Source organism: Pelagovum sp. HNIBRBA483 (assembly GCF_040931995.1).
Taxonomy (GTDB): domain Bacteria; phylum Pseudomonadota; class Alphaproteobacteria; order Rhodobacterales; family Rhodobacteraceae; genus JAEPMR01.
This window is the reverse complement of sequence record NZ_CP162412.1, coordinates 2188283-2214955: the sequence shown is the minus strand read 5'-3', so window position 1 is coordinate 2214955 and position 26673 is coordinate 2188283. Positions and strand designations below refer to the sequence as shown.

Annotated in this window: 22 protein-coding genes; 12 read left to right on the top strand and 10 right to left on the bottom strand. The window is 61.0% G+C overall.

Features of this window, described 5'->3' with window-relative positions; all coding sequences use genetic code 11:
- Positions 1-7 precede the first annotated feature (7 nt).
- The gene (locus AB1E42_RS10865; protein WP_368344263.1) at positions 8-1381 is read right to left on the bottom strand and encodes an L-serine ammonia-lyase; all 1374 of its coding nucleotides are present in this window, start codon (positions 1379-1381) and stop codon (positions 8-10) included.
- On the bottom strand, positions 1382-2068 hold the full coding sequence (locus AB1E42_RS10860; protein ID WP_368344262.1) for a glutathione S-transferase family protein: 687 nt from the start codon (positions 2066-2068) through the stop codon (positions 1382-1384).
- 168 nt (positions 2069-2236) lie between these two features.
- Here AB1E42_RS10860 and rpiA point away from each other — a divergent pair, with 168 nt between their 5' ends.
- The 6 genes from rpiA (at position 2237) to AB1E42_RS10830 (ending at position 8294) form a co-directional block, all read left to right on the top strand.
- A complete protein-coding gene (rpiA, locus tag AB1E42_RS10855) occupies positions 2237-3025 on the top strand; it encodes a ribose-5-phosphate isomerase RpiA (RefSeq protein ID WP_368344261.1) in 789 nt (262 codons plus the stop codon).
- Positions 3026-3027: 2 nt separating this feature from the next.
- A complete protein-coding gene (gene gor / locus AB1E42_RS10850) occupies positions 3028-4383 on the top strand; it encodes a glutathione-disulfide reductase (RefSeq protein WP_368344260.1) in 1356 nt (451 codons plus the stop codon).
- A 76-nt stretch (positions 4384-4459) separates the two neighbouring features.
- Positions 4460-5617, top strand: coding sequence for an FtsH protease activity modulator HflK (gene hflK / locus AB1E42_RS10845; protein WP_368344259.1), 1158 nt, complete (start codon positions 4460-4462; stop codon positions 5615-5617).
- 3 nt (positions 5618-5620) lie between these two features.
- Positions 5621-6505 (top strand): protease modulator HflC, encoded by an 885-nt coding sequence (gene hflC, locus AB1E42_RS10840; protein WP_368344258.1) that lies wholly within the window; start codon positions 5621-5623, stop codon positions 6503-6505.
- Complete coding sequence (locus AB1E42_RS10835; RefSeq protein ID WP_368346414.1) at positions 6505-6702, top strand: DUF2065 domain-containing protein; 198 nt, start codon at positions 6505-6507, stop codon at positions 6700-6702. The genes hflC and AB1E42_RS10835 overlap by 1 nt, the downstream gene beginning before the upstream one ends.
- Positions 6703-6911: 209 nt before the next feature.
- Positions 6912-8294 carry a Do family serine endopeptidase gene (locus tag AB1E42_RS10830; RefSeq protein WP_368346413.1) on the top strand — a complete coding sequence of 461 codons (1383 nt, stop codon included), beginning with the start codon at positions 6912-6914 and terminating at the stop codon, positions 8292-8294.
- A 55-nt stretch (positions 8295-8349) separates the two neighbouring features.
- Here AB1E42_RS10830 and AB1E42_RS10825 read toward each other — a convergent pair whose 3' ends face one another.
- Entirely contained in the window at positions 8350-8877 is a 528-nt protein-coding gene (locus tag AB1E42_RS10825; RefSeq protein ID WP_368344257.1) for a peptidoglycan-binding protein, read from the bottom strand.
- Positions 8878-9075: 198 nt separating this feature from the next.
- Here AB1E42_RS10825 and AB1E42_RS10820 point away from each other — a divergent pair, with 198 nt between their 5' ends.
- Both AB1E42_RS10820 and AB1E42_RS10815 read left to right on the top strand, forming a co-directional pair.
- Positions 9076-9399, top strand: a complete 324-nt coding sequence (locus AB1E42_RS10820) for a 2Fe-2S iron-sulfur cluster-binding protein (RefSeq protein ID WP_368344256.1) — start codon at positions 9076-9078, stop codon at positions 9397-9399.
- The gene (locus AB1E42_RS10815; protein ID WP_368344255.1) at positions 9399-10097 is read left to right on the top strand and encodes an FG-GAP repeat domain-containing protein; all 699 of its coding nucleotides are present in this window, start codon (positions 9399-9401) and stop codon (positions 10095-10097) included. Before AB1E42_RS10820 ends, AB1E42_RS10815 begins: the two co-directional genes overlap by 1 nt.
- On the opposite strand, the gene cobS is transcribed toward AB1E42_RS10815, so the two are convergent.
- Positions 10087-10863, bottom strand: a complete 777-nt coding sequence (gene cobS, locus AB1E42_RS10810) for an adenosylcobinamide-GDP ribazoletransferase (protein ID WP_368344254.1) — start codon at positions 10861-10863, stop codon at positions 10087-10089. The genes AB1E42_RS10815 and cobS overlap by 11 nt on opposite strands.
- A 76-nt stretch (positions 10864-10939) precedes the next feature.
- Here cobS and cobT point away from each other — a divergent pair, with 76 nt between their 5' ends.
- Positions 10940-11956, top strand: a complete 1017-nt coding sequence (gene cobT / locus AB1E42_RS10805) for a nicotinate-nucleotide--dimethylbenzimidazole phosphoribosyltransferase (RefSeq protein ID WP_368344253.1) — start codon at positions 10940-10942, stop codon at positions 11954-11956.
- 4 nt (positions 11957-11960) lie between these two features.
- Here cobT and AB1E42_RS10800 read toward each other — a convergent pair whose 3' ends face one another.
- The 3 genes from AB1E42_RS10800 to metF form a co-directional block, all read right to left on the bottom strand.
- On the bottom strand, positions 11961-13952 hold the full coding sequence (locus AB1E42_RS10800; protein ID WP_368344252.1) for a cation:proton antiporter: 1992 nt from the start codon (positions 13950-13952) through the stop codon (positions 11961-11963).
- A gap of 65 nt (positions 13953-14017) precedes the next feature.
- Positions 14018-17044, bottom strand: coding sequence for a hypothetical protein (locus AB1E42_RS10795; RefSeq protein ID WP_368344251.1), 3027 nt, complete (start codon positions 17042-17044; stop codon positions 14018-14020).
- 186 nt (positions 17045-17230) lie between these two features.
- Positions 17231-18097 carry a methylenetetrahydrofolate reductase [NAD(P)H] gene (gene metF / locus AB1E42_RS10790; RefSeq protein WP_368344250.1) on the bottom strand — a complete coding sequence of 289 codons (867 nt, stop codon included), beginning with the start codon at positions 18095-18097 and terminating at the stop codon, positions 17231-17233.
- 94 nt (positions 18098-18191) lie between these two features.
- Between metF and AB1E42_RS10785 the strand changes: the two genes are divergently transcribed.
- Positions 18192-19097 (top strand): LysR family transcriptional regulator, encoded by a 906-nt coding sequence (locus tag AB1E42_RS10785; protein ID WP_368344249.1) that lies wholly within the window; start codon positions 18192-18194, stop codon positions 19095-19097.
- Positions 19098-19101: 4 nt separating this feature from the next.
- Here AB1E42_RS10785 and AB1E42_RS10780 read toward each other — a convergent pair whose 3' ends face one another.
- On the bottom strand, positions 19102-21057 hold the full coding sequence (locus AB1E42_RS10780; RefSeq protein WP_368344248.1) for a diguanylate cyclase: 1956 nt from the start codon (positions 21055-21057) through the stop codon (positions 19102-19104).
- A gap of 189 nt (positions 21058-21246) precedes the next feature.
- On the opposite strand from AB1E42_RS10780, the gene AB1E42_RS10775 reads away from it, so the two are divergent.
- Together AB1E42_RS10775 and AB1E42_RS10770 are read left to right on the top strand one after the other, a co-directional pair.
- The gene (locus tag AB1E42_RS10775; RefSeq protein WP_368344247.1) at positions 21247-22032 is read left to right on the top strand and encodes an inositol monophosphatase family protein; all 786 of its coding nucleotides are present in this window, start codon (positions 21247-21249) and stop codon (positions 22030-22032) included.
- A 47-nt stretch (positions 22033-22079) separates the two neighbouring features.
- Entirely contained in the window at positions 22080-22322 is a 243-nt protein-coding gene (locus tag AB1E42_RS10770) for a Flp family type IVb pilin (protein WP_368344246.1), read from the top strand.
- 1 nt (position 22323) lies between these two features.
- On the opposite strand, the gene AB1E42_RS10765 is transcribed toward AB1E42_RS10770, so the two are convergent.
- Positions 22324-23100: a rhomboid family intramembrane serine protease gene (locus AB1E42_RS10765; protein ID WP_368344245.1), complete on the bottom strand. Its 777-nt coding sequence runs from the start codon at positions 23098-23100 to the stop codon at positions 22324-22326.
- Between the two features lie 50 nt (positions 23101-23150).
- Positions 23151-26621 carry a bifunctional proline dehydrogenase/L-glutamate gamma-semialdehyde dehydrogenase PutA gene (putA, locus tag AB1E42_RS10760; RefSeq protein WP_368344244.1) on the bottom strand — a complete coding sequence of 1157 codons (3471 nt, stop codon included), beginning with the start codon at positions 26619-26621 and terminating at the stop codon, positions 23151-23153.
- Positions 26622-26673 lie beyond the last annotated feature (52 nt).

Here is a 26673-nt window from a genome sequence, read left to right as displayed (position 1 = left end):
GGCGGCTTTAGCAGTTCGGAACGTTAACGGCGAGGCCGCCGAGCGCGGTTTCCTTGTATTTCTCGCTCATGTCGTTGCCGGTCTGGCGCATGGTTTCAATCGCGGCGTCGAGCGGGACGAGGTGTTGACCATCCCCGCGCAATGAAAGCGACGCGGCAGAAACGGCCTTGATCGCGCCAAGGCCGTTACGCTCGATACAAGGCACCTGAACAAGGCCGCGGATCGGGTCGCAGGTCATGCCGAGGTGATGCTCCAGTGCAATTTCGGCAGCGTTTTCAACCTGCTCTGGTGTGCCGCCCATGACGGCAGCCAGTCCTGCGGCGGCCATAGCGGAGGCGGAGCCGACCTCGGCCTGACAGCCGCATTCAGCGCCCGAGATTGAGGCATTGAACTTGATCAACCCGCCAATCGCCGCCGCTGTGAGGAGAAAATCAGGCACTCGTGACGTGGTTGCGCCGGGGACGTGATCCAGCCAGTAGCGGATGGTAGCGGGAATGACGCCTGCCGCCCCGTTGGTGGGGGCGGTGACGACCTGACCTCCGGCGGCATTCTCTTCGTTCACCGCCATCGCATAGGTCGACATCCAGTCGTTGATCGTGTGTGGCGCGGTGAGATTGCGGCCGCGTTCGGCTTGCAATGCGTCATGGATACCCTTGGCGCGGCGGCGCACATTGAGCCCACCGGGCAAGATGCCATCGGTGGCAAGGCCGCGTTCGATACAATCGTTCATCACTTCCCAAATGCGGGCGATACCGCGATCGAGATCGGCGCCTGGCATCCGGCTCAGCTCGTTTGCACGCTTCATCTCGGCGATGGATTTACCCGAACGCAGGGCCATTTCGAGCATTTCGGCGGCGGATTTGAAAGGGTAGGGCACGGGCGGGCCGTCATCCTGATCTTTGCCCGCTTCCAACTCTTCGGCGGTGAGGACGAAGCCGCCACCGATGGAATAGTAGGTCACTTCGGTGATCACGTCGCCTTGGGCGTCGGTGCCGCGAATGACGAGGCCGTTCGCGTGGCCGGGTAGGTTTGGGCCGTAATCGAAGATCAGATCATCCTTCGGCTGGAATGCGAGTTGCGGCAAGTCCTCGGGGTGGAGGGTGCCTTCGTCGCGGATACGCTCCAATTCGGCTTCGGCTTTTGCGGCGTCGTAGTCATCGGCGCGGAAACCGGCGAGGCCAAGGATCACCGCGCGGTCAGTGGCGTGGCCGACGCCAGTGAAGGCGAGGCTGCCGTGCAGAGTGGCGCGCACACCCGCAACCTGAAACGGCTGGGCGCGCAGGTGATCGAGGAACCGAGCGCCTGCGACCATCGGGCCGATGGTGTGCGACGAGGACGGGCCGACGCCGACTTTGAACATATCAAAGACCGAAAGAAACATTCAGGTGGCACTCCCTAAGGGTGGGTTGGGGTATGAGGGGGTTGAAAATGGCGTGGCGCCGAGACCTTCGGATGCGGCGACTGTCACAACAAAGTTGTGCTTTTCGAAGGCTTGGGCGAAACGGAAAAGGCGGGGATAGCCCGCGAGATTGTATCCATCGCCATCTGGGTAGAGCGCTGGCCAGCGCAGGAGCGGGGCGAGCATTGCGGTCAGTGCCGAGGGCGCGGCGGTGTCGATCCATGCTCCACCCGAATGCTCGATCACGGTCAGCTGGCGATTCACCGCCTCGCGCAGGCCGTGCTGGACTTCCCGCTTGGCGGCTTCGGTGGTCACCAGATCATCGGGGTGAAACAGCAGGCGCTCGGTTGCCTGAAGGGTGTTGGACATCCAGAAGAGCCATTTCAGCGCCTCGCCTCGCTCCGCGCTACGGGGCGGGGGCATCAGCCCCGGATAGATATCAGAGAGCCATAGGAGAATCGCCGCCGTCTCAAACAGCGGGCCATGCGGCGTTTCCAATGCGGGGATCAGCCCGTTGGGGTTGATCCGCAGATAGGACGGGCTTTTCTGAGCGCGGCTGGCGCGATCTACCGGAACGAGTTCGTGAGGAATGGCAAAAGCCTCCATCGCCAACCTCACGCAAAGCGAGGCGTTGTCAGGGGCGTAATGAAGGCGCAGCGTTTGTGACATGGCGCGACCATAGCGATGTGTTGCAACGGCCTTTAGTGGAAAACGACCATTCCTAGGAAATTCGCGCAAACGACGCGTAAGCTGGTTAGCGCAGATGGAGCAATCTTCCCCTCGCACCCCTCGGGCATCTGGCCTATAACCGTGCCGAAATATAGAGGGAGCTGCCCAATGCCCGGATCACTGTCACCCATCGATAAGGCCAAGTTCGCGGCCGCCAAGCGCGCGACTCAGTTTGTGGAAAGCGGCATGCGTGTCGGGCTGGGAACCGGCTCGACAGCGGCGTGGCTGGTGCGCTGCTTGGGTGAGATGGTTCGTGACGAAGGATTGCAGATCAAAGGTGTCCCTACCTCCTCCCGCACGGCCAAGATGGCGCGCGAGGTCGGGATCGAGGTGATCAGCCTCGATGAAGCGAAGTGGCTTGACGTGACGATTGACGGCGCGGACGAGTTCGACGCGGACCTGACGCTGATCAAGGGCGGCGGCGGTGCGCATTTGCAGGAGAAGATTGTTGCCACCGCGAGCGATAAAATGGTCGTGATCGCGGACCTGTCGAAAAAGGTCGAAACGCTGGGCGCTTTCCCCTTGCCGATCGAGGTGATCCCGTTCGGATGGCAGACGTCGAAAACGCTGGTGGAAGAATTGCTGATCGGCATGGATGTATTGGGCCGCGAGGTGAATTTGCGCATGGATGGGGACCGCCCCTTTGTCACCGATGAGGGCAACCATATCCTTGACCTCCATCTGCGCCGGATCGGTAACCCGCGACAGCTGAGCCTTGTGCTCAATCAGGTGCCGGGGGTGGTTGAAAACGGGCTGTTCATAGATATCTGCGATGCAGTGGTGATCGGGCATGGCGACGGCAAAGTCGAAGTGTTCGACATTACTGAAGGCACGAATGACGTGACACGCTTTGATATTTTGGATGACGACAACCTGTTTTCGGACCTAACGGACTAAGAATGGCATTTGATTATGATTTGTTTGTCGTCGGGGGTGGCTCCGGTGGCGTAAGAGCGGCGCGGGTCGCAGCGGCAGGCGGCGTTAAAGTCGCGCTGGCGGAAGAAGACCGGATGGGCGGCACCTGCGTGATCCGTGGATGCGTGCCGAAAAAGCTGATGGTTTTCGCATCTGGCTACCGCGAGATGTTCGACGATGCGCAGGCTTATGGTTGGTCGCTTGAGGCGGGCACGTTTGAATGGCCGCGCTTTCGGGCCAAGCTGGAGGCCGAACTCGACCGGCTCGAAGGGATTTACCGCAAGTTGCTGGAAGGATCCGGCGTTACGACTTACGACGCGCGTGCCACGGTCAAAGACGCCAATACGGTGCGGCTCTCCACCGGAGAGGAAATCACAGCCAAGCAAATCTTGATCGCGGTCGGCGGGCGGCCTGTGGTTCCAGAGATGGCGAATGCCGATCTGGGCATCACCTCGAACGACATTTTCCACCTTGAGACGTTGCCGAAGTCCATCCTTATTGTGGGCGGCGGCTATATCGCCTGCGAATTTGCTGGCATTCTCAACGGGTTGGGCGTTGAAGTGACGCAGTTTTATCGTGGTGCTCAAATCCTGCGGGGCTTCGATGACGAGGCGCGCGGCTTGATTGCGGATTCGATGAAGGCAAAAGGTGTCGATCTCCATTGTGGCACCAACATCGTGGCGATGGAGAAAGACGGCGACGGCGTGCGGGTGAAGGCGACGAACGGAATGGAGCGCGTCTTTGATCAGGTGATGTTCGCCACCGGGCGCAAGCCAAATACCGAAGGCTTGGGGCTGGAAGAGGTTGGCGTGGCGCTGGGCCGCAACGGCGAAATTCTTGTCGACGACTATTCCGCCACGGCGGTGCTGTCGATCCATGCCATTGGCGATGTGACAGGGCGGGTGCAGTTGACGCCGGTCGCGATCCGCGAGGGTATGGCCTATGTCGAGACGGTATTTAATGACAACCCGACACCTGTTGACCATAAGCTGATCCCCTCGGCGGTCTTTACCCAGCCGGAACTGGGGAGCGTGGGCCTGACCGAAGAGGAAGCCCGCGATCAGGAACCGATAGAGGTTTTCTGCACGTCGTTCAGGCCGATGAACCATGCCTTTGCCGGACGTAGTGACCGCGTGCTGATGAAACTCATCGTCAGCCGCGAGACGCGGAAGGTGCTGGGCTGTCATATCGTCGCGGATCAGGCGGGTGAAATGATCCAGATGGTTGGTATTGCGGTCAAGATGGGTGCCACGAAAGAGGACTTTGACCGCACCGTCGCGGTGCATCCGACGATGGCAGAAGAACTTGTTACGATGAAAGCGCCCGTGCGAACGGCTTGAATTTTGTGTAGGGACGCACAAGTCTGAGAACATGCAACCGGCGAAGCCGGAGATCAAAAAGGAAGAACGACAGGATATGGCTGGTAATAACGGTGGCCCTTGGGGCGGCGGCGGAAACAGAGGCGGGGGCGGCGATGACCGCGAGCGTCCGCCAAATGGTGGCGGGCGCAGGCCCGGTCAAGATGGCGGGCAGATCCCCGAGATCGACGAACTGGTGAACAAGGGGCGCGAGCAATTGCGCGTTCTGATGGGCGGCGGCGGTGGCGGTGGCCAGCGCGGCGGTGGCGGTCAGGGCGGCGGCGGTGGCCCGCGACTGACCCGTGGCACTATCGGGCTTGGTGCTCTGGCAGCAGTGGTGCTGTGGGGGATGGCATCCTTCTACACCGTGAAACCGGAAGAGCAGTCGGTAGAGCTGTTTCTCGGGAGCTATTACAAAACCGGGCAGCCGGGCTTGAACTTTGCACCTTGGCCTTTTGTGACGGCAGACGTGATCAACGTCACTTCCGAACGGACAGAAGATATCGGCGTAGGCGCCAACAGCCGCGATGCGAGCGGCCTGATGCTAACGACCGACGCGAATATCGTGGATATTGATTTCCAAGTTGTGTGGAACATCAACGATCCGGCTAAGCTGCTGTTTAACATTCGTGACCCGCAATTGACGGTTCAAGCAGTATCGGAATCCGTGATGCGCGAGATCATCGCCGCGTCACCGCTGGCGCCGATCCTCAACCGTGACCGTGGCTTGATCGCGGATACAGCGGCGACTGAAATTCAGGCCATTCTGGACGGCTATGACAGCGGTATTTCGATCGTGCGTCTGAACCTCGACAAGGCTGACCCGCCGCGCGAAGTGATCGACAGCTTCCGTGCGGTTCAGGCTGCTGAACAGGAGCGTGATCGGTTGCAACGGCAGGCGGATGCTTATGCGAACCGCGTATTGGCCGAGGCGCGTGGTGAAGCCGCGCAGATCCTTGAACAGGCCGAAGGCTACCGTGCGCAGGTCGTGAATCAGGCATTGGGTGAAGCGAGCCGCTTTAGCGCCGTGCTTGAGGAATATTCCAAGGCCGAAGATGTGACGCGGCGCCGTCTCTATCTGGAAACGATGGAAAAGGTCTTTGGCGATGTGGATAAGATCATTCTCGATCCGTCCCTCGCGGGGGGCGATGGAAATGGCGTGGTGCCGTATCTGCCGCTGAACGAGCTGAACCGTAATTCTGGTGGAGGGAACTAAGAGATGCGTAAGACAACTTTTCTTCTCCCCGTCCTCGTGGTGCTGATCGCCGGGCTTATGTCTTCGATCTACATCGTTGACGAACGCGAAAAGGCGCTGGTGCTCCAGTTCGGCCAGATCAAGGCCGTCAAAGAGGAGCCAGGTTTGGGCTTTAAGATCCCGCTGATTCAGGAGGTCGTGAGATATGACGATCGGATCCTGTCGCTGGACACCGCCACGATCGAGGTGACGCCCTCTGATGACCGTCGTTTGGTGGTCGATGCGTTTGCGCGTTACCGGATCACAGATGTGGTGCAATTCCGTCAGGCTGTCGGTGTCGGTGGTCTGCGGGCGGCTGAGGACCGGCTGAGCTCGATCCTGAACGCGCAAATCCGTGAGGTTTTGGGTGCTGATCAGGTGACTTCGGACTCGATCCTTTCCTCCGAGCGCCGCTCGCTGATGACGCGAATCCGCGATCAGGCACAGGCCAGCGCGGTGTCGTTGGGGCTTGATGTGGTCGACGTGCGTTTGAAGCAGACGAACCTGCCTGAGCAAAACCTCGAAGCCACATTCGCACGGATGCGCGCAGAGCGTGAGCGTGAAGCCGCCGACGAAATCGCGCGTGGTAACGAAGCCGCGCAGCGGGTGCGCGCATTGGCTGATCGTACCGTTGTCGAAACGCTTTCGGAATCCGAACGCGAAGCACAGGTCGCCCGAGGTGAAGCAGATGCCCGCCGTAACGCGATTTTTGCTGAAGCATTTGGTGCCGATCCGGAGTTCTTCGACTTCTACCGGTCGATGCAGGCTTACGAATCTGCGATCCAGGGGGGGAATTCCTCGCTGGTCCTGACGCCGGACAGCAGTTTCTTTGACTACCTGTATTCGGCGGATGGTGCTGCCGCGCAATGATGACCGAAGCGCTGTATGCGTTGGGTCTTGTATTGATTGTCGAGGGGCTGGTCTATGTGCTGGCCCCTCACGTTATTGAAGACCTGCTACGCCTGTTGCGGGATATGCCTGCCGAGGCGCGGAGGCTCACCGGGCTGATCGCGCTTACAATCGGGCTTGCGCTCGTCTGGTATGCGCGCATGGTGGCGGCAGGGTGAACCCGTGCCACGCGCGTTCACATCTCGGTGACGCTGCGGCCGTGGCGATTGCGCCTTTCGTTCCGAGGCCTACATTCGCTTAAGTAAGCTCGGCGTTTACCGGGCACTGTCTAGAACAAGGGAGATTGCCAGTGAAACCGACGGCAATTGCAGTCAGACAAGACCAGCGCCCTGCTGCGCTGGCATTTCTTTCAGCGGTGCTTCTGGGAATGGCCTTGGTGCTGTCCCAGCTAACACCGGCCGCCGCGCAGGACCGCCCTGTCAGCTTTGCTGAACTGGCAGAGCGGGTGAGCCCTGCGGTGGTTAACATCACCACAACCACCATGGTCGCAGACCGCATGGGCCCGCAGGGGATGGTTCCGGAAGGCTCGCCTTTCGAGGATTTCTTCCGCGATTTCGATAATGGCCCCGGCCAGCCGCGCCGCTCCTCGGCGCTCGGCTCCGGCTTTGTGATTTCGGCGGATGGCTATGTGGTGACCAACAACCATGTGATCGAGGATGCCGACGAGATCCTTATCGAGTTCTTCTCGGGCGATGAGATGCCCGCCGAGGTGATTGGCACTGACCCAAACACCGATATTGCGCTCTTGAAGGTGGATGCCGAAAATCTCGATTTCGTCAACTTCGGGGATAGTGATGGCATGGGATCGCGCGTGGGTGATTGGGTGATTGCCATGGGCAACCCGCTGGGGCAGGGCTTTTCTGTATCCGCGGGGATCGTTTCCGCCCGAAACCGTGAGCTGTCGGGCACCTATGACGACTATATCCAGACCGATGCGGCGATTAACCGTGGCAACTCCGGTGGCCCGCTCTTTAACATGGAAGGCGAAGTTATCGGGGTGAACACCGCGATCCTGTCGCCCAACGGTGGTTCGATCGGCATTGGCTTCTCGATGGCGTCGAACGTGGTCAAGAACGTCGTCGACCAGTTGCAGGAATACGGCGAGACACGCCGTGGCTGGCTGGGTGTGCGTATCCAGAATGTTGGGGATGACATGGTCGAGGCGATTGAAGGGCTCGACATGGCCCGCGGTGCCTTGGTGACAGAAGTACCGGACGGGCCTGCCAAGGATGGCGGCTTGCTGGCGGGCGATGTGATCTTGAGTTTTGACGGAATGGACGTGCCTGACACGCGGGAGCTTGTACGGATGGTCGGCAATGCGCCGGTGGGCAAAACGGTTGATGTGATCGTGCTGCGCGCAGGCGATGAGGTCGGGCTTGCGGTGACACTGGGCCGACGCGAAACGATGGAGCCGGTCGCCTTTCCCGATACGGTAGAGCCTGATCCGGCAGAGCCGCAGGAAGTTCTGGGGCTGATGCTGTCAGAGGTGACGCCAGAGCTTGCGGAGCGCTTCCAGCTTGCGCAGGACAGCGGCTTGGTCGTGCTTGATGTCATGCCCGAGAGCGATGCCTCGATCAAAGGGATCATGCCTGGCGACCTGATTACCGAAGCAGGCCAGCAGAAGGTGACGAGCATCGCCGAGTTCGAGGAGCGTGTTCAAGAGGCGCGCGACGGTGGCCGGAAGTCGATCCTGCTGCTGATCCGCCGTCAGGGACAGCCGCAATTCATGGCGCTTCTCGTTAACGAGTAATCCCGCCAAGAATGCAAAAACACCCCGGTCCGCTATCTGCGGGCCGGGTTTTTTATTACAGCTCGCTGCGGGGGATGGCGACGAGGCCAAGGCTCTGCGCCGAGGCCAGCGACAGGGTTGAAGTGTCTGGCCCGCCTGTGCGCCTCTGGTAGGATTGAACGGCAGCGCGGGTCAGCCTGTCATAGTCGCCCGTCACACCGCCCGCATGAAAACCGCGCACGATCAAGGCGCGTTGCAGGCCAGAGACGAATTCCACCGTCAGATCAGTGGGGCAAACTGCATCAAACAGCACCTCACGGCGTTCCTGAACAATCGCTTGGCGGGTGACAGTGCGGAAGGTGGCAGGCTCCAGCACCTCACCCTCTGCCGAAAGTTCGGCAGGCTGCACGACGATTTGTTCGGTCACTGTCTCGATAATCGCGGGGGTGATGCTGCGGGCCTGACAGGTGCCGTCGAGCCCTTGGGCGATGCTTGTCTCGGTCGTCTCTGGTGGCAACAGGGCATCCAGACCCGGGATCGGCGCGGAACAGGCCGCCGTAACTGTCAGCGCCACGAGGCTGGAAAAGCGAAGTTTCAACTGCATCTATGCCCGTCCTTTTTTGTGGGGGCATGCTACCTGACGCGTCGTGAAAATACAGGAAAAAGGCATGGTAGGGTTATGGACACTTCAAGATGTCGCGAACAACCCACATTCTTTCGGGATTTTGACTGGAACCGCTTCTTTGAACGCCCTAGATAAGCGGCAACGCAACGAAAGAGATTTCAAAGGAGTGAAGGCACGATGGCCAAGATCACCTACATCGAGCACGGTGGCACTGAGCATGTTGTCGAGGTCGCCAACGGACTGACCGTGATGGAAGGGGCCCGTGACAATGGCATTCCGGGGATTGAAGCGGATTGTGGCGGTGCTTGTGCCTGCTCGACCTGCCATGTTTATGTTGCCGAGGAGTGGGTCGAAAAGCTGCCCGCACGCGATGACATGGAAGAGGATATGCTGGATTTTGCCTACGAGCCGGATCCGCGCCGCTCGCGCCTGACATGCCAGTTGAAAGTCTCTGATGCGCTGGACGGGCTTGTCGTGCAGATGCCGGAAAAGCAGATTTAATGCGACGGGTTTCGCTGGTGCTGCTCCTTGCTCTTTGGGCAGGGGCGGCGCAGGCGGACCCGTTTTCCATTGCCTCGGCACGCTATGAAGCCCCCACCGAGCGCTATCCGCATGGCGCACTGGGCGATCCGATTGAATGGGGTGCGCTTGTTTTGCAAAGTGAGACAGGCGCGGTGCGGCGGTTGACGCTGCCAGAGAGTGCGGTCTTTGAAGATACGGCGCCACGGCTGTTTGATGTCGATCGGGACGGTATGATGGAGGTCATCGCCGTCGAGAGCGACACGAAACGGGGCGCGCGGCTGGTGATTTATGGTCCCAGCGGTATGATCGCGGCGACGCCCCATATCGGGACGCGTTTCCGGTGGCTGGCGCCGCTGGGTGCGGCTGATCTGGATGGCGACGGTTGGATCGAGATCGCCTATATTGATCGCCCGCATTTGGCTAAGGTGCTGCGGGTGTGGCGCTTTGAAAACGGCGTTTTGCACCCTGTGGCGGAGGCAAGCGGGCTGACCAATCACCAATTCGGGGCCGACATAATCGAAGGGGGGATTCGCACCTGCGGCGGACGCACCGAGATGATCACTGCCGATGCTAATTGGCAGCAGATTGTGGCGACGCGGCTCGTTGACGGGGTGCTGACCCATCGCAGCCTTGGCGCCTATTCACCGGTGTCGCTGGCCGCCGCACTTAGCTGTTAAGCGCGACGAGGCCAAGCAGAACGGCGATTTCAGCAACCTGCTGGGTTGCACCCAGAACATCGCCAGTCTGTCCGTCGATCTTGGCCCGCGCGATGGCGGCAACGCCAAGCGTCGCGAGGGCGACCACGATGGTCAGCAGGATGATCTGAAATCCGGTCGTCAGAAATCCGATGACAAGTGCGGCGATCAAAGCCCCTTGCATAGCGCGTAGCGTTGGCTGGCCAACCGATTGGGAAAGGCCCGTGCCGCGTGCGTTGGGAAGCTGCCGCATCAGCACCACCATCGGTGCACGGCTCAGCGCTGCGGCGGCGATGAGTGTCGTCCAGACGTAGCCTTCCGCAAAGAGCATCGTCAGCGCGGACCAGCGCAGCAGGAAAGAGAGGATCAGCGCCGCGACGCCATAGGCGCCGATATGGCTGTCTTTCATGATCTCGAGGCGGCGGGTTTTTTCCCATCCGCCCCAGAAACCGTCTGCGCAATCGGCCAGCCCGTCTTCATGCATCGCGCCGGTAATCACGACGAGGGTTGCAAGTGCCAGAGCCGCCGCGATCGCGGGGCCGAGGCCCAAGCCGAGTGCGATCGCGGCGGCGAGGGCGGCAATCGCGCCGATGATGCCGCCTGCAACAGGCCATGCCCACGCGGCGGCGCCCCCGCGCGCCTGCGCGCTATCAGGGTCAACGCGCACTGGAAGGCGGCTGATCAGGCCCAATGCGCGGGCGATGTCGGCACGTTCGAAATCTTGCAGGCGGGTGTCGCGGTTGCGCATCGGTGCGCCCTTTCTGTGCTTTCATTCTCGGCGAGGAGCGATAGACAGATGCCAGCTGAAAATCAATGAGGACGAGATGACAGTTCCCTTTTTGACACTTGAAGAGTTTCGCGCGGTTCTGGCAGCCCTGCCCACAGCCGACACTGCGGCGAAAGATGCTGCGGAGGCGCGGAACGGGCAATTGACCAAACCGCCGGGAGCGTTGGGCCGTCTGGAGGATTTGGCGATTTGGTATGCCGCGTGGCGCGGTGACCAGAAGCCCCAACTGGCAGCGCCTCAGGTGCTTGTCTTTGCAGGAAATCATGGCGTTTGTGCGCAAGGTGTGTCGGCCTTTCCGCCGGAGGTCACGGTGCAGATGGTGGCCAATTTCGAGCACGGTGGTGCAGCGATCAACCAGCTGGCCAAGGCCTTTGGCGCGAAGATGGATGTGCATGCGCTGGAGCTTGATAACCCGACGAACGATTTCACCCAAGGCCCCGCGATGAGCGAGGTCGAGGTTGTCGCTGCACTGGCGGCTGGCTGGGAGGCTGTTGACCCGAAGGCTGATCTCGTGGTCACGGGCGAGATGGGCATTGGCAACACCACGTCGGCTGCGGGGATTGCTGCGGCTATACTTGGTGGCGATCCGGCGGACTGGACAGGGCGTGGCACTGGAGTGGATGACGCAGGCCTTGCCCGCAAAACGCAGGCCGTTGCCGATGGTCTGGCGCGTAATCCGGAGGCGCGCGCTGACCCGCTGCAAGCGCTACGTTGCCTTGGCGGACGCGAGATCGCAGCAATGGCGGGCGCGATGGCGGCGGCGCATCAACACCGCATTCCGGTCATTATTGATGGCTTTATCTGCACCGCCGCGGCGCTCGTTCTGGCCAAAACCGCCGATGGCGCGTTGGATCACGCTGTTGCGGGGCATAAGAGCGCGGAGGGCGCGCATATGCGTTTGCTTGATGCGATTGGCAAACAGCCGCTTCTCGATCTCGGCCTCCGGTTGGGCGAAGGCTCGGGCGCGGCACTGGCAATCGGTGTGCTTAAAGGCGCGATTGCGTGCCATTCGGGCATGGCGACATTTGCGGAAGCGGGCGTGAGCGACGGCTAGAGGTCTAGGCGTCGCCCTTTTCAGCGGCGGGTGGGGAGGAGAGATCGTCCCCTTCACCTGAACCGGCTGGAGGGGGCGCTTGTGTCTCGTGCAGGGGTGGCGCAGCGGTCTTATCCCGCTTTTGCTGGCGCGTTGCCAATGCCGTTTCGAGATCGTTGTTCAGTTCGCGGGCGCGCTTCACATATTCTGGAATTTCAGAAATCGGCACGCCCGGTTTCCACAGTTCGGCCAGTTCGCGCAGGTTGTCACGGTCATGGTGGTAGAACACTTCCTGTGCCTCAGCCGCCTCGTATTCGGAGAGGCCGAGATTTTCGAGCGCGTAGCGCCCTGCGCGTAGAGAGCTGTCAAAAAGTTCGCGCACGATGTCATTGGCGCCGGCGGCGTAGAGCTCGTAGACATGCACGCGGTCGCGGGCGCGGGCGATAATGTGCAGATCGGGCCGCAATTTGCGGGCGTAGCTCACCAGCTTAACGGCGGTGTGCTTGTCGTCCACCGCGACTAGAAGCACGCGGGCGGTTTCGATACCGGCGGCTTTCAGCAGGTCAGGGCGGGTTGGATCGCCAAAGAACCCGCGCGCGCCGAATTTGCGCATCATCTGAACCGTCTCCAGATCATTGTCGAGCACGATGGTTTGGAAACCGGCGCTTTGGATCAGGCGGTTCGATATCTGCCCGAAGCGCCCGATGCCCGCTATGATGACGGGCCCTTGCTTGTCGATCTCGTCGGCAGCGGTGGTTGTCGTCTCTTCGGTCGAGCGGCGGCTCAGATATTCGTAAAGGATGAATAGCAACGGGGTGATCAGCATCGATAGCGCGATCACGAGGATCAGGTTCTGACCGAGCGCTTGAGTCAATACGCCTGTAGCCAGAGCGAACGAGACAAGGACGAAGCCAAACTCACCTGCCTGGCTCAGACCGAGGGTGAACAGCCAGCGGTCCCGTTTGCGGATTTTCCAGACCAGTGCCAGAAGAAACAGCACCGAGAATTTGAGGACGATCAGCAGAAGCGTTAGGCCAATGATCCGGAACGGCTCTTGGAAGAAGGCGGCGAAGTCGAAGCCCGCGCCCACGGTGATGAAGAACAGGCCGAGCAGCAGCCCTTTGAATGGCTCAAGGTCGCTTTCCAGCTCGTGGCGGAATTCGGAATTGGCAAGGACAACGCCCGCCAGAAAGGTTCCGAGCGCGGGGGAGAGGCCGACGAAATCCATCAGAACCGCAATGGACACCACCATGAGAAGCGCGAGCGCGGTATACATCTCACGCAGGCGCGCGAGGTGGATGTAGCGAAATACCGGTCGTGTGAGGAAGCTGCCAGCGAGGATGATTGCTGCGATTGCCGCGACGGTAATCAGCGTCACCCCCCAACCGGGCAGCCCTTGCACAAAATCGAATGCCGCGGAATGGGCATCACTTGCGCCGTGATCACTGCCGTTGGTGGCCGTCTCGCGGGCGATGGACCCGTCAGGCGAGAGCGATACCGGCAGTGAAACCGCAAAAAGGGGCAAAACTGCCAGCATCGGGATCACGGCGATATCCTGCGACAGCAGAACCGAGAAGACATTGCGCCCACCCGAGGTTTGCACCAGTCCCTTTTCCGACAATGTTTGCAGAACGATTGCGGTCGATGACAGCGACAGGATCATCCCGATAGCGAGCGCGGTTGCCGTGGAGGTGCCCATGAAGATCAGGCCGCCGGTGATGGCGCCGGCGGTCAAAACGATTTGCAACCCTCCAAGCCCCAACAGGCGCATGCGCATGGCCCATAGGGTGCGCGGCTCCAGCTCCAACCCGATGAGAAACAACATCATGACCACGCCAAATTCGGCAAAATGCTGAAGATCTTGGGTTTCGCTGCCGACGAGCCCTGTCAGCGGTCCGATCACAATGCCTGCGGCAAGATAGCCGAGGACAGAGCCCAGCCCGAGGCGGGCGGCAAGCGGCACGGCAATGACCGCAGCACCGAGATAGATCGTGGCTTGAAAGAGGAAACTTTCCATAATTTTACTATCGCAATCGCGGCACGGAATGACAACGGTTTGAAACGGGCGTCTCTATCGAGTGTTTACGGCATTTCGAGCGTCAATGTTCGGCCACCAGAGCGATATGTCAGGCTGGTTTGACCGATTGAGGCGACTTGTCCGCCATCAAGCCTGTCTCCGCTGCCAACCCGCGTGATCCGGCCATTGGGAAGCCGCACCAGCGCGGTGCGGTTGCCTCCGCTTTCGAAGATGCCGAGCAATGCCAAGCCGCGCAGGGAAATTGCGGATTCTTCGGTGGCGGCGTCGGCCACAGAGCGGGGGACAGAACCGGAAGGCGCGGCAGCTTGCGAGGCCGCGACGGGGCGGGTTGCCGCGATCTGGCGCACATTGGCGACGATTTGGTCGAAGTTGCGCGGGCGCGGTTCCGGCACGATGGTCAGATCGGGAACCAGATCGCTGCTGGCTACTGCTGTCCTTGCCGAGTTCAGGGCTGCCGAAATCGCCAGCACGTCATTGTCGGGCAGTGCGGAAGCGATCAGATCAGCAGGGCGGGCAGGAGGCGATCCGGTGCCGAGATCCGCGCGCGACCATGACGGGGCGGTCGCCACTAACCCTGAAGGGCGGGCGGGCGGCTGAAGCGCAGCGAAACCGACCCCTCCGGGATTGTCGAAGAGGGCGACGAGGTCCGCATCGGCGAGTGCCTCATCATCGGCTGAAGTGGCGTCAGCGAGCGCCTCATCAACGCCTGTAGTGGCATCGGTAGCATTCGTCGCGTCGGTCTGATCCGGCGGAGCTGTGTCTTCAGGTGCGAGCCCATCCGGCCGTGCCGGGGGAAGGACCGCAGGCGGTTCGTCGGTGATCGATATTGGTAGGCCGGTTTCGGGTTCAATGATCCGCTCAGGCGCGAGGCCGGCAGGGCGGTTGGGTGGGGGAAGGTCGGGAGAGCCTTCGATGATGGTGAGCGGCAGGCCGGTTTCGGGGTCGATCGGGGCGGGAACAACCGTGGCTTCGGTTTCGGCGGGCGTTATGGCCGTCGCCTCCGCCGCCGCTTCCGGCTCGGGCGGGGTTTCAACCGCCGGCTCGGGCGCGATCCCCGCAGGGCGGTTTGGCGGGGTTACGACCGGCCGCACAGCCAGAAGCAAAGCGCCGCTTTCGGTGATCTGTGCGCCGGGCTGGAGGGATGGCGGGTCAGGCGGCAGCTCCGTCCCCGGACGGGCGCGGAACGGAACGTCGGGCTGGCCCGCATAGACGGTAACGCCGTTGGGAAGCTGCGTTCCTTCCGCCGTGGCCAGTATGAAGCCGCGCGCATCCCGCGCGAAACTTGTGCCTGCGGGCGGCGGGTCCAGCGGTGCCAGCATAACCTGATCAGGCGTTGAACCGGCGATAACGGGAAGCGGCAGCACCTCTTGCGATGCTGTAGGCATCGAGATCGGTGCACCTGCGCCGCTTTCTTCGGAGAGGATTTGCGGGATGGCGGCAAAGCGCGGCGCACGCTGCCAGACGCCGGTACGCTGATAGATTGTTTGCGCCTCATCCGGGGTCAGAACGCGCCCCGCGATGACAGGTACCTGCTCTGCTTCCGGCGCGGCAGCAGCGCTTTGCGTGGCTGTGTCCGCGACATCGGGCAAAGCGGGCGTGGTTGCATCTGGGGCGGGGAATGTCGGGTCTTGGACGGCAGTGACTGGTTGCTCCGACACGGGATCGAAGGACCGCCCATCCGTTTCGCTGGGCATTTGCGGAGCCTCGGGCGGGATTTCAGCAACGACCGGCTCGACGCTGGAAAGTTCCGGCTCTGCGCCATTGCTGAGGCGATCCCATCCCGCAAAGCCCAGGTAGCCAACCGCGAAGGCAAAAATGATGCTCGAAGCCAGCAGCGAAAGGAAGCGCGGGTCGCGCATGCTGCGCGGCTGGCGATCTCTCGCGCCGAAAACCGTGAAGCGTCGCTCATCGTTTCCAGCCGTTGGGCGGCTGGCGAAGGGTGCTGGCGGCGGCACGGGGGGCAACATTGCCGGTTGCACCGCAGGCGGATCTTTTCGGACCAGCGGCTCGTTGCGGGGCTCCGGCGCGGTTGCCGGTTTTGTGCGGGTAGATGCAAAGAGCGCCTTTAGGCTGCCTGTTGCTGGCGTGTCTTGTTCGTCGGTGGCCGGTGAGGTCGCGCTGATCGTTTTGGCGAGGCGGCCGGCGGCTTTTGTCAAGCGGCTTGCGACGTCTGCTGGGTCTGGTTGCGCGGTGCTATCGTCATCCCGTTTGGCACCGAAGAGCGCCTTTGCCTCGGGGGGCGGGGCGGGTGTGTCGCTGATTGTGTGCGCGAAAAGTACAGGCTCGGTCGGCGCTGCGGGGCCTTCTTCAGCTGCTGAGTCTGCAACGCCAGTGCCAAGAACAGCCATAGGGGTGAAGCGGGCAGAAGCGCTTTGGCGCGGGGTGGTCACATCTGACGCCTGCGGCGCTTCGGATACAGGTTCTGACAGGGGCGGCTGCACCATTTCATCGTAAATTTCCGCGAACGATTCCTCCGGTGTGGAATCCTCGACCGGCGCTTGCGCGCTGGCATCAGGTGATGGTGGTAGGTCTGCCAAGTCGTCGGTCAGGCTGACTGGTACATCGTCCCGCTCGATCACTTGTCCGGGGCCGAGCAGGCTCAGGGCGGCGAGGGTGCGACCGAAGAAAACTTCGCCTACATAGGTGCCCTTCTCGGGCACGGCGGCAAAGCAAACCGGCATGAACTGGTGCGTCTCAGCGAATTTTTCGGCCTCGTCGAGAGTTTCGCGGGTGACGGCGGCGACAAAGGTTTGGTTCTCGTCGCGGCTGTGGTCGTGCACGATTTCGCTGATCGGGTAGGCTGTCGCGTTTTGCAGAGCAGCGTCGATCTCGGCCGTGGTGGCGATCGGGTTTTGCAGGGAGATGTACTTGATCTGCTCGTTTGGGATCAGGAGCTTGGTACGCAGGCCGGATGGTTCACGCGCCAGCGCCTCGCGGCGCAGCGCGGCCATTTTCGCGCTCGCTTCTGGGTCCGCATGGGCGACCTCGCCCACGACTGCCCAGCCGCGCGAAACGCGCTGAAACAGGCGGACACCGTCTTCAGTGAGCGAGAGAGCGAAATTGGCCTTCATTCCTGCCTGATCCGTATTTCCTGTGCCGAGCACCCTATCCGGCTGATATACTGGGCGCCAGTCTCGTTTCTAGTAAATGCAGGGAGGGACAGCGTTTTTCCGCCCATCGGCGCAAAGAAAAACCGCCTGCCGGAAATGACGACAGGCGGAGAGGTTCACGGGGAGTCGAACCAAGTTGAAGTGGCGTCAGGCAACGTTTTCCAGTTGCAATTCGGGTGTGATGCCGAGCGCGAAACAGACGTCGCGAGTCAGCTCGGGGCGGTTGAGCGTGTAAAAATGAAGGTGCTCCACGCCGCCACCGAGAAGATCATCGCACAGTTCGCTGGCAAGGGCGGTGGCGAGAAGATCGCTCGTGCCGTCCCTTTCTGCATGTTCAAAGGCATCTTCGACCACCTTCGGGATGGATGTGCCGCATTGCGCTGCGAAACGGCGGGTTCCTGCCCAGTTTTCGACGGGGAGAATGCCGGGGATGATAGGCACGTCGATTCCCGCTTTCACGCATGCATCACGAAAACGGAAGAAAGTCTCCGCTTCGAAAAAGAACTGGGTAATCGCGCTCGTCGCGCCGGCGTCTATCTTGCGCTTGAGGTAGTCGATATTCGCCTGATCGGACGCGGCCTCGGGGTGCTTCTCGGGGTAGGCGCCGACGCGGATGTTAAAGCTGCCTTCACTTGCCAGCGCCTCAATCAATTCGACAGACGAGCTGAAGCCTGCGGCGTGTGGGGTAAACCCTATGGCGCCTTTCGGCGGGTCGCCACGGAGGGCGACAATATCCGAGACGCCCGCGGCCTTGTAGGCGCGTGCGATTTCGAGTGTTTCGTCGCGGCTGGCATCAACACAAGTCAGATGTGCGGCAACGTTCAGGCCGGTGCGCTTGTGGATCGTGCTGACTGCATCATGCGTCAGTTTGCGGGTCGTGCCCCCCGCGCCATATGTCACCGAGACGAACTCCGGCGCGAGCGGTGACAGCGTGTTGATCGTATCCCAAAGCCGGAACGATGCTTCGAGCGATTTGGGAGGGAAAAATTCAAACGAGATGGACGGGCGGGTCATTGGGCGATTCCTATTTTGGTTGCCCTCTTGTCTCCAAAAACGCGATGTGAGACAAATTCATAACTCTCACCAAGATAATGAAAGTTTCTCACATATGCATATCGAGTTCCGCCATCTGCGAACGATTAAGGCGATACACGATACCGGCGGCCTTGCGCGGGCGGCTGATCAGTTGAACATCACGCAATCGGCGCTGAGCCATCAGATCAAGGGTATTGAGGAACAGGCGGGCGTCGATCTCTTTGTGCGCCGCTCGAAGCCCTTGCGGCTGTCGGCTGCGGGCAAAAAGCTGCTCGCGGCTGCGGAGCGGATCTTGCCCTTGGTCGCTGATCTGGAAGCCGAGTTCTCGGGCTTGGTGCAGGGGCGGGCGGGGCGGCTGCATATCGCGATAGAATGTCATGCGTGTTTTGAATGGCTGTTGCCTGTTCTTGAAGCGTTTCGGAAGGCATGGCCGGATGTGGATGTGGATATCCGCCCCGGTTTGGCTTTTGACGCTTTGCCTGCCTTGCGTCGCGAGGATGTGGATGTCGTGATCTCCTCCGATCCGGGAGCAATGGACGATATAGAATTTAACCCGCTCTTTGATTACGAGCCGGTTTTCGTGGCCTCCGCGCAGAATCCGTTGGCCGAGAAAGACGTCATCGAGGCGGAGGATTTTCGCGGTCAAACACTGATCACCTATCCGGTCGATCGGACGCGGCTTGATGTGTTTACCGAATTGCTGGCGCCTGCGCGCGTTGAACCGGCAGCGATCCGTCAGGTTGAACTCACCGCAGTGATTTTGATGTTGGTCGCCTCCAATCGCGGAGTGACGGTATTGCCCGACTGGGTGGTGCGGCAGCTGCGCAGCTCGAGTGATTATGTCACGCGGCGGATCACGGCCAACGGTCTGAGCAAACGGCTCTACGCGGCGACCCGCGAAGATGAGGCAAGCCGGCCGTTCATGGCCCATTTTGTGCGCCTTGCGCGGAGCGAAGCGGTTAAATTGCAGCGCAGGTAGGCGCTCAGGCGCGGAGCGCGGCTTGGTCCTTCGGGCGGCGGACGATCTGCCGTGACAGCACGGTGGAGAGCGATCCCTTGCTGGCGATGATCGGCCCGTACATGGTGAACAGCCCCGCCTCCTGCGCGGCGGTCAGCATTTCTTTCGTTTCCACGTTGGCAATTACCGGTGTGGCCTGCGTCGATCGCACGAGAGCAACCATTCCGGCAAGGAGTGTGCGTTTGCGCTGCATGGCAATCGCGTTCTTAGATACGTTCGATGGTGCGACGGCGAGCGGTGAGAAAATGATATAGTCAAATAGACCGGCTTCCAGCGCGTCGATTGGCATTTGACCGTGGCCGAAGCCGCTCATCGCAAAGGAAATACCCGTATGTGATATCCCGCGCACGCCAGCGATAACAGATGCTGCCAAGCGATCGGTGAAAGCATCCTTTCCGATGGTCAGGACAAGGCTGCGCCTGAGATCAGGCGACAGGGCCGTCAGTTTGTTTTTGAGAAGGTCGCGGCCTGCTGCCGTGGTGAGCAAACGGGCTGGAACCTCAAGAAAGACGAAACCACCATCACAAGGGTTCTCGCGTAATTCGAGGCACAGTTCCCCAAGCAGTGCGGCGAAAAAGTCTGACTCGGCGCCGATTTCACGGATTGCGTCGTTCAATGCAGTGACTGGTTTACAGGCAGGCGGTTGGTTTTGCCATCGCGCGTGGACGTGAACCCCGAACAAAGTTCCGTCCTCAGTCGAGATGATGGGTTGGAAATAAGGCTTGATGTCACCTTGGTGCACCGCCGCCAACAGGGCGAGCCGTTGCTGCGGCGTCACCGAAGAGGAAAATCGTGTCGGTGAAAACAGGACGACTTTTTCAGTCGTGGAGGTTTTGGCAATGTACATCGCCTTGTCCGCCGCCGAACAAAGCGCCTCAACCTCGGCGCCGGTATGGCGGCAGATGCCGATGCCAACACTGGCGCTGACCCGCAATTCCGTCTGCAAATTGTAGAGGTAGGGTTGCTCGACTTCCTCCAAGGTGAGGCGCGCAAGGCGTTCTGCGAGATTGTCCGAACTGAGGTCGGGGATCGCGATGATGAATTCGTCGCCACCGAGCCGCGCTGCAAGGCCGATCTCGCGGGCTACATTACGCAACCTGTGCCCGATTTCGCGCAGGAGGTGATCCCCCGCATCATGGCTATGGGTGTCGTTGATCGGTTTGAAACCGTCGAGGTCGATCAACATCACCCCGACAGCACTGGGATCGGGGCTTTGTGACAGGAGTTTCGCCAGATCCTCATCAAAGGCGCGGCGGTTCAGCAGCCCTGTAAGCGGGTCGTGGCGGGACATGTATTCGAGCGCATTCAGGCGTTGCTGGGCTTCCTCCCGCGCCGCTTCGAGCGCTTTTTGGGTGTCTTTTTGCTTATGCAACGTGTCGAGACTGTTGAGGATGTAAATCCCCATCAAGCCCGTGGTGACAGCCCATTCCAGCGGGGAGCCACGGAGGAATTCATTGCGCGCGGCGAGGTAGAATACCACGAAGGCAGAGGCAAAGGACGGAACCATCAGGCTCCAGTTGAAGAACGGAAGGGATGCGAAGCTGTTCGAGATATGCACGAACACGCCAAACAGCCAAAGGAACCCCCCAAGCAGCAAAGCGGCAGAGGGCTCCTGCGAGAGGACGAAGGCAGGCCAAGCATAGGCTATGACCGAGCTCCAATTTACGGCCCAAACGGCGAGAATGTATCGCAGGGAGATGTCTTCATCGAGATCGGCGATCCGGCGGTAAAGCCATATTCCTGCGATCTCGTAGGCCGCCAGAACCAGCCCGATGCCAGCTGCGTGTTCGGCGCCCTTGACCCAAAAAACCAGCCCAACAATCAGCGCAGCAGTGGAAAGGCGCTTTCCGAGGTCACGCGCGGCGATATGGACGGCAAAGCGGGTCTGGTAGCGCAGATAATCCAATTTTGGCAGTAACATAGGCGCCTCTTAGCTACTGGATGACTTTTGGCCGCCGGAGGTAAAGAAAAGGTTAACGCGCGGTGCAGCGGCGCCCATCCCATGCGTTTCGTGCATGGCGGAGCGGCGTTCTTTGTTCTTGCCCAGAGGGCCGCGAGCGCCTATACGCGCGGCCTGATCCCACCCTTATGGCCCCGAACGGAGTTCTTCATGCCCGGAAGCGCAAATCTTAACGTCATGATGAAAACCGCCCGTAAGGCGGGACGCGGCCTGCTGAAAGACTTTGGCGAGGTGGAAAACCTGCAAGCCAGCACCAAAGGCCCGGGTGACTTCGTGAGCCGCGCCGATCTGCGCGCGGAGGAAACGATCCGCGAAGAGCTGATGACAGCCCGTCCGACCTATGGGTTCTTGGGCGAAGAAGGCGCCGAAATTGAAGGCGAAGACCCGACCCGCCGCTGGATCGTCGATCCGCTGGACGGGACGACGAACTTCCTGCACGGCCTGCCGCATTGGGCTGTGTCCATTGCGCTGGAGCATAAGGGGCAGGTTGTCGCCGGCGTCATCTATGATCCGGTGAAGGATGAGCTGTTCTTTGCCGAAAAAGGCGAAGGCGCTTGGATGAACGAGCAGCGAATTCGCGTCTCTGGCCGTTCGCGCATGATCGAGAGCATTTTCGCGACGGGTCTGCCATTTGGCGGCCGCGCAGACCTGCCCGAAACGCTGAAAGACCTTGGGCGCCTGCTGCCGACCTGTGCTGGTGTCCGCCGGTTTGGTGCCGCTGCGCTTGATCTGGCTTATGTGGCGGCCGGTCGTTACGATGGCTTCTGGGAGCGTAAGCTGAATGCATGGGATATGGCGGCGGGCCTCGTCATCGCGCGTGAGGCTGGTGCCTTTGTCGAGCCGCTCCGCGAAGGTGGCGATATCTTTGCCGACGGTGAGGTCATCTGCGCCAATGAGGCGATTTTCCCGCAGTTCGCAAAAGCCATCCGCAGCTAGATAATCGACGACAAATTGATGCCGCATTCGCCTGCTATGCGAGGCGGATGAATTGGTGTTTTTCTGATAGGAGCCGCATTGCGGCTTTCGTTCGCGACGAATCCGGTGCAGCGACCGTTGATTGGGTCGTTGGTACGGCTGCCGCTGTCGGGCTCGGACTGGCTGTGATGGAGACGGTCGGCTCTGGCGTCGAAATTCTTGCTGATCGGGTGAGCGAGAGCATCGCGAATATCGAGTTCGATTGGTCGACAAATTCTGCGCCGCCGCCGCGAGTGAGCGACGGCAACTGACCTAACCCCAAGGCCCGCGCGGTCGGCGCGGGGCTTTGTGCCGCGCGACTCGTGGCACGTTTGAGCGTTGCAGCGGATAGCGTGCAGCAGGGTGCGGTGGTGCGCCAGCGGTCGCCTGCCAATAATCCGATGCGCCCGCGCGCAGCCAGACAGGGATTGCAAACACCACTCCCAGAACAAACCCGCCGGCATGCGCCCAATAGGCGACACCGCCGCCACCGGCCGCCGTGCCCAGCCCGCCGACCAGTTGCATCAGGAACCACAGCCCCAACATCATCCATGCGGGCACCGGAAGGATGCGGATGAACAGGATAAAGATGATCAGGATATCAACCCGCGCACGGGGAAAGAACAACAGGTATCCCCCCATCACCCCCGAGATCGCGCCCGAAGCGCCAACCATAGGGATTTGCGAACTGGGTTCGGTGACATATTGAGCAAAGCCCGCGCCAATGCCGCAGAGCGCATAAAAGAGCAGGAAACCCAAGCGGCCCATGCGGTCTTCGAGGTTGTCTCCGAAAATCCACAGGAACAGCATGTTGCTCCCCAGATGCGCCAGCCCGCCGTGCAGGAACATCGACGTGACGAACGCCTGCTGGTTCTCACCAGCGCTGATGCGAGCGGGGATGAGGGCATATTCGTAAAAGAAGTAGGCGACATCGCGCTCCGAGGTCAGCGGCATCTGCGCGAACAGGTAGACACTGATGTTCGCCGCGATCAGCAGATAGGTGATCACCGGTGTTCGGATTGAGGGGTTATGATCGCGGATCGGGAACATGAGCCGCACCGTCTGCCAAGGCGACGGTGCGGTCAAGATGGTGAAAGGCTCTAAGCCTCCGCCACGGCGGCAAGAAGCGCTGCATTGCCACCTGATGCGGTGGTGTCGATGCAGACATGCCGTTCATGCAGCACATGGGCGGCATCCGGCATCGCGGTGATTAGTGCCACAATCGGCCCGTTGCGCTGCGCGAGCGCGTTCTCGATTGCGCGGCCTGTCTCCGTGTCGCCCCACCAGAGCACCGCGCCGAGATCCGGCAGCGTTACCAATGCGTCAGGTGTCAGATCGCCGTGCGCTGTCACGGCAATTCCGCCCAAAGCTTCGACAGCGACCTTCTGGGCTGCCGCCGCCTCGGCGCCAGGTCCAAGGCAGAGGATCGGCCCACGCGCAGTGGCGCTCAGGCGGTTGGACTCGCCCGTTGGGCCGGGCATGTCGCGATCTGGGAGGCTGGGTGGGGTCGTCGGAGCCTCCAGTGCCTTGGTCAGTTGACCATTATCAGCGGGTGATTGCCATGCGGCACCGCTGATAGGGGCGGGTTGCGGCTGGTGGAAGCGGGGCAGGTAATGCGGGCCGCCTGCCTTCGGCCCCGTGCCCGAAAGCCCCTCGCCCCCGAACGGTTGCGAGCCGACAACCGCGCCGATCTGGTTGCGATTCACATAGATGTTTCCGGCATGCACATTCTCAACGATGGTTTGAACGCGATCGTCGATCCGCGTGTGCAGGCCGAATGTGAGTCCGTAGCCGGTGGCATTGATCGCATTGATCACGGCGTCGATCTCGGTGGCTTTGAATGTGGCAACATGCAGCACGGGGCCGAAGATTTCGCGCTCAAGATCGGCAATGCCGTCGATGCGGATAACGGTTGGTGCGACGAAAGTGCCAGCGGCAGGTGCGGCGAGTTCGTGCAGGATACGGCCTTCGCTGCGGGCTGCCTCGATATGCGCGACGATCCCTGCTTTGGCGGTGGCGTCGATCACGGGACCGACATCGGTGGCAAGATGCCACGGATTGCCAACCACCAGCTCGTTCATTGCGCCTTTGAGCATCTCCAGCAGCTTTTCGGCGATATCCTCCTGCACATAGAGGCAGCGCAGGGCTGAGCAGCGCTGACCTGCGGACCGGAAGGACGACATAACGATATCGCGCACCGCGTGTTCAGCCAGTGCGGTGCTGTCTACGATCATAGCGTTGAGGCCGCCGGTTTCGGCAATCAACGGCGTGCCGGGCAGGCAATGTGTGGCCATGACGGCGCGGATTTTCAGCGCTGTGGCGGTCGAGCCGGTGAAGGCGACGCCAGCGATCCGTGCATCGGCCGTAAGTGCCGCGCCGACGCCGCCGCCACCGGGGAGCAGCTGGATGGCATCGTCAGGCACACCGGCCGCATGCATCAGCGCAACGGCGCGGGCCGCGATCAGTGGCGTTTGTTCCGCCGGTTTGGCAAGGACACCATTTCCGGCAGCCAAGGCGGCAGCGATTTGACCTGTGAAAATCGCAAGGGGGAAGTTCCACGGGCTGATACAGGTCCAGATGCCGCGCGCCGCGCGATTGGACGCCCCATCGCGGGCTTGCGCGGCATAGTAGCGGAGGAAATCAACCGCCTCGCGCAGCTCCCCTACTGCATCGGAAAGGGATTTGCCCGCTTCACGCGCAACCAAGGCAAACAGCTCGTCGGCATGCGCCTCATAGGCATCTGCTACGCGGTTGAGGACCTCGGCGCGGGTGCTGGGATCGGTATCCCAAGGCGCGGCGCGGTCCAGCGCGGTGGCGATGTCTTCCGGCGTGGAAGCGGTGACGTGACCAACAACATCATCAGGCAAGGCGGGGTTGGTGACTGGTTGTGCCGCGCCAGTGGCGGAAAACGCGGCCGCCGGCAGCGGGCTGGCTTGCCATTTGGCACCAGTTGCAAAATCGGCGCGGCCTTTGTCGATTGCCTCAAGCGTTGGGGTATGGGTGATGTCCCATCCTTTGGAATTGGTTCGCTCCGGCGCGAAAAGCGCAGGGCCGGTGGGCAGATCAGGGCCTTTGCCGAGCGTCTCGAACGGGCAGGACGCGACCTTCTCGGCAGGGACTGTTTCATCGACGATCTGATTGACGAAAGAAGAGTTCGCCCCGTTTTCCAACAGGCGGCGCACGAGATATGCCAGCAAATCCTCATGCGCGCCAACGGGGGCATAGATGCGGCAGCGGGTGCCGTCACGCTTGAGCACGATCTTGTGCAGCGCTTCGCCCATCCCGTGCAGGCGCTGGAACTCGAAACTGTCTGTCGGTTTGTCCATCGTCTTTGCCAGATGAAGCACCGCCGCGACCGTATGGGCGTTATGCGTCGCAAATTGCGGGTAGATACGGTCGGTCATCGACAGCAGCTTGCGGGCATTCGCGATGTAGGAAATGTCAGTGGCTTGCTTGCGGGTGAAGACGGGGAAGCCCGTCATTCCTTCGACCTGCGCGCGTTTGATCTCGGCGTCCCAATAGGCGCCCTTGACCAAGCGCACCATGATCTTCCGATCAAGCCGTTCTGCGGTGTTATAGAGCCAGTCGAGCACATGTCCCGCGCGTTGTCCGTAGGCCTGAACAACCACGCCGAAGCCATCCCATCCGCGCAGGCCCGGATCGGCGAGGACTTCCTCGATCACATCGAGCGATAGTGACAGCCTGTCGGCTTCCTCGGCGTCAATGTTGAAGCCCATGCCGGCGGCTTTCGCCAGCTGCGCCAGCGCCCGTACGCGGGGGACCAGCTCGTCCATCACGCGGCTGCGCTGGGCTTCCTCGTAACGGGGATGCAAGGCTGACAGTTTGACCGAAATGCCGGGGTTTTCGGCCACGGAATCTGATTTGCAGCCTTCGGCAATGGCACTGATCGCGCGGGAATAGGCCAGATGGTACTGGCGGGCATCGCGCTCGGTGCGGGCAGCTTCGCCAAGCATGTCATAGGAATAGGTGAAACGGAGTTTCTGCATGCCTTCGGCGCGTTTCATCGCTGCGCCGATATTCTCGCCGAGGACGAACTGCCGCCCCATTTCGCGCATCGCACGCCCGACGGCAGTGCGGATGACCGGCTCTCCCAAACGCTTGATCGCGCCGCGCAGCGCTTTGGCGGGGCCAGGCTGGTGACGCTCGTCCAAGACGCGGCCCGTCAGCATCAACGCCCATGTTGAAGCGTTGACCAATGAGGAGGAGGAATGGCCAAGATGCTTGCCCCAGTCGGAAGGGGCGATCTTGTCTTCGATCAGCGCATCAATGGTTTCTGCATCCGGCACCCGTAGGAGCGCTTCCGCCAAACACATGAGCGCGATGCCTTCCTCGGTTGACAGGCCGTATTCGGCAAGGAACACTTCCATCATCCCTGGCTCCGAGGCACCGCGGATGGCGCGGACAAGCTCTGCGCCATCGGCAGAAATGGCATGGCGCTCGGCGGCGGGCAGAGCGGCCACGTCGATCAGGGTCTCGACGATCGCAGTTTCCTCGGCATAGATGTTGGCGTCGATGGTTGCGCGGATCTGGTTATCAAATTTACGAGGCATTTTGGGTATCTCCGTTTGTCCCAGAATACAGGATTGATAAAAGGCGTTTTTC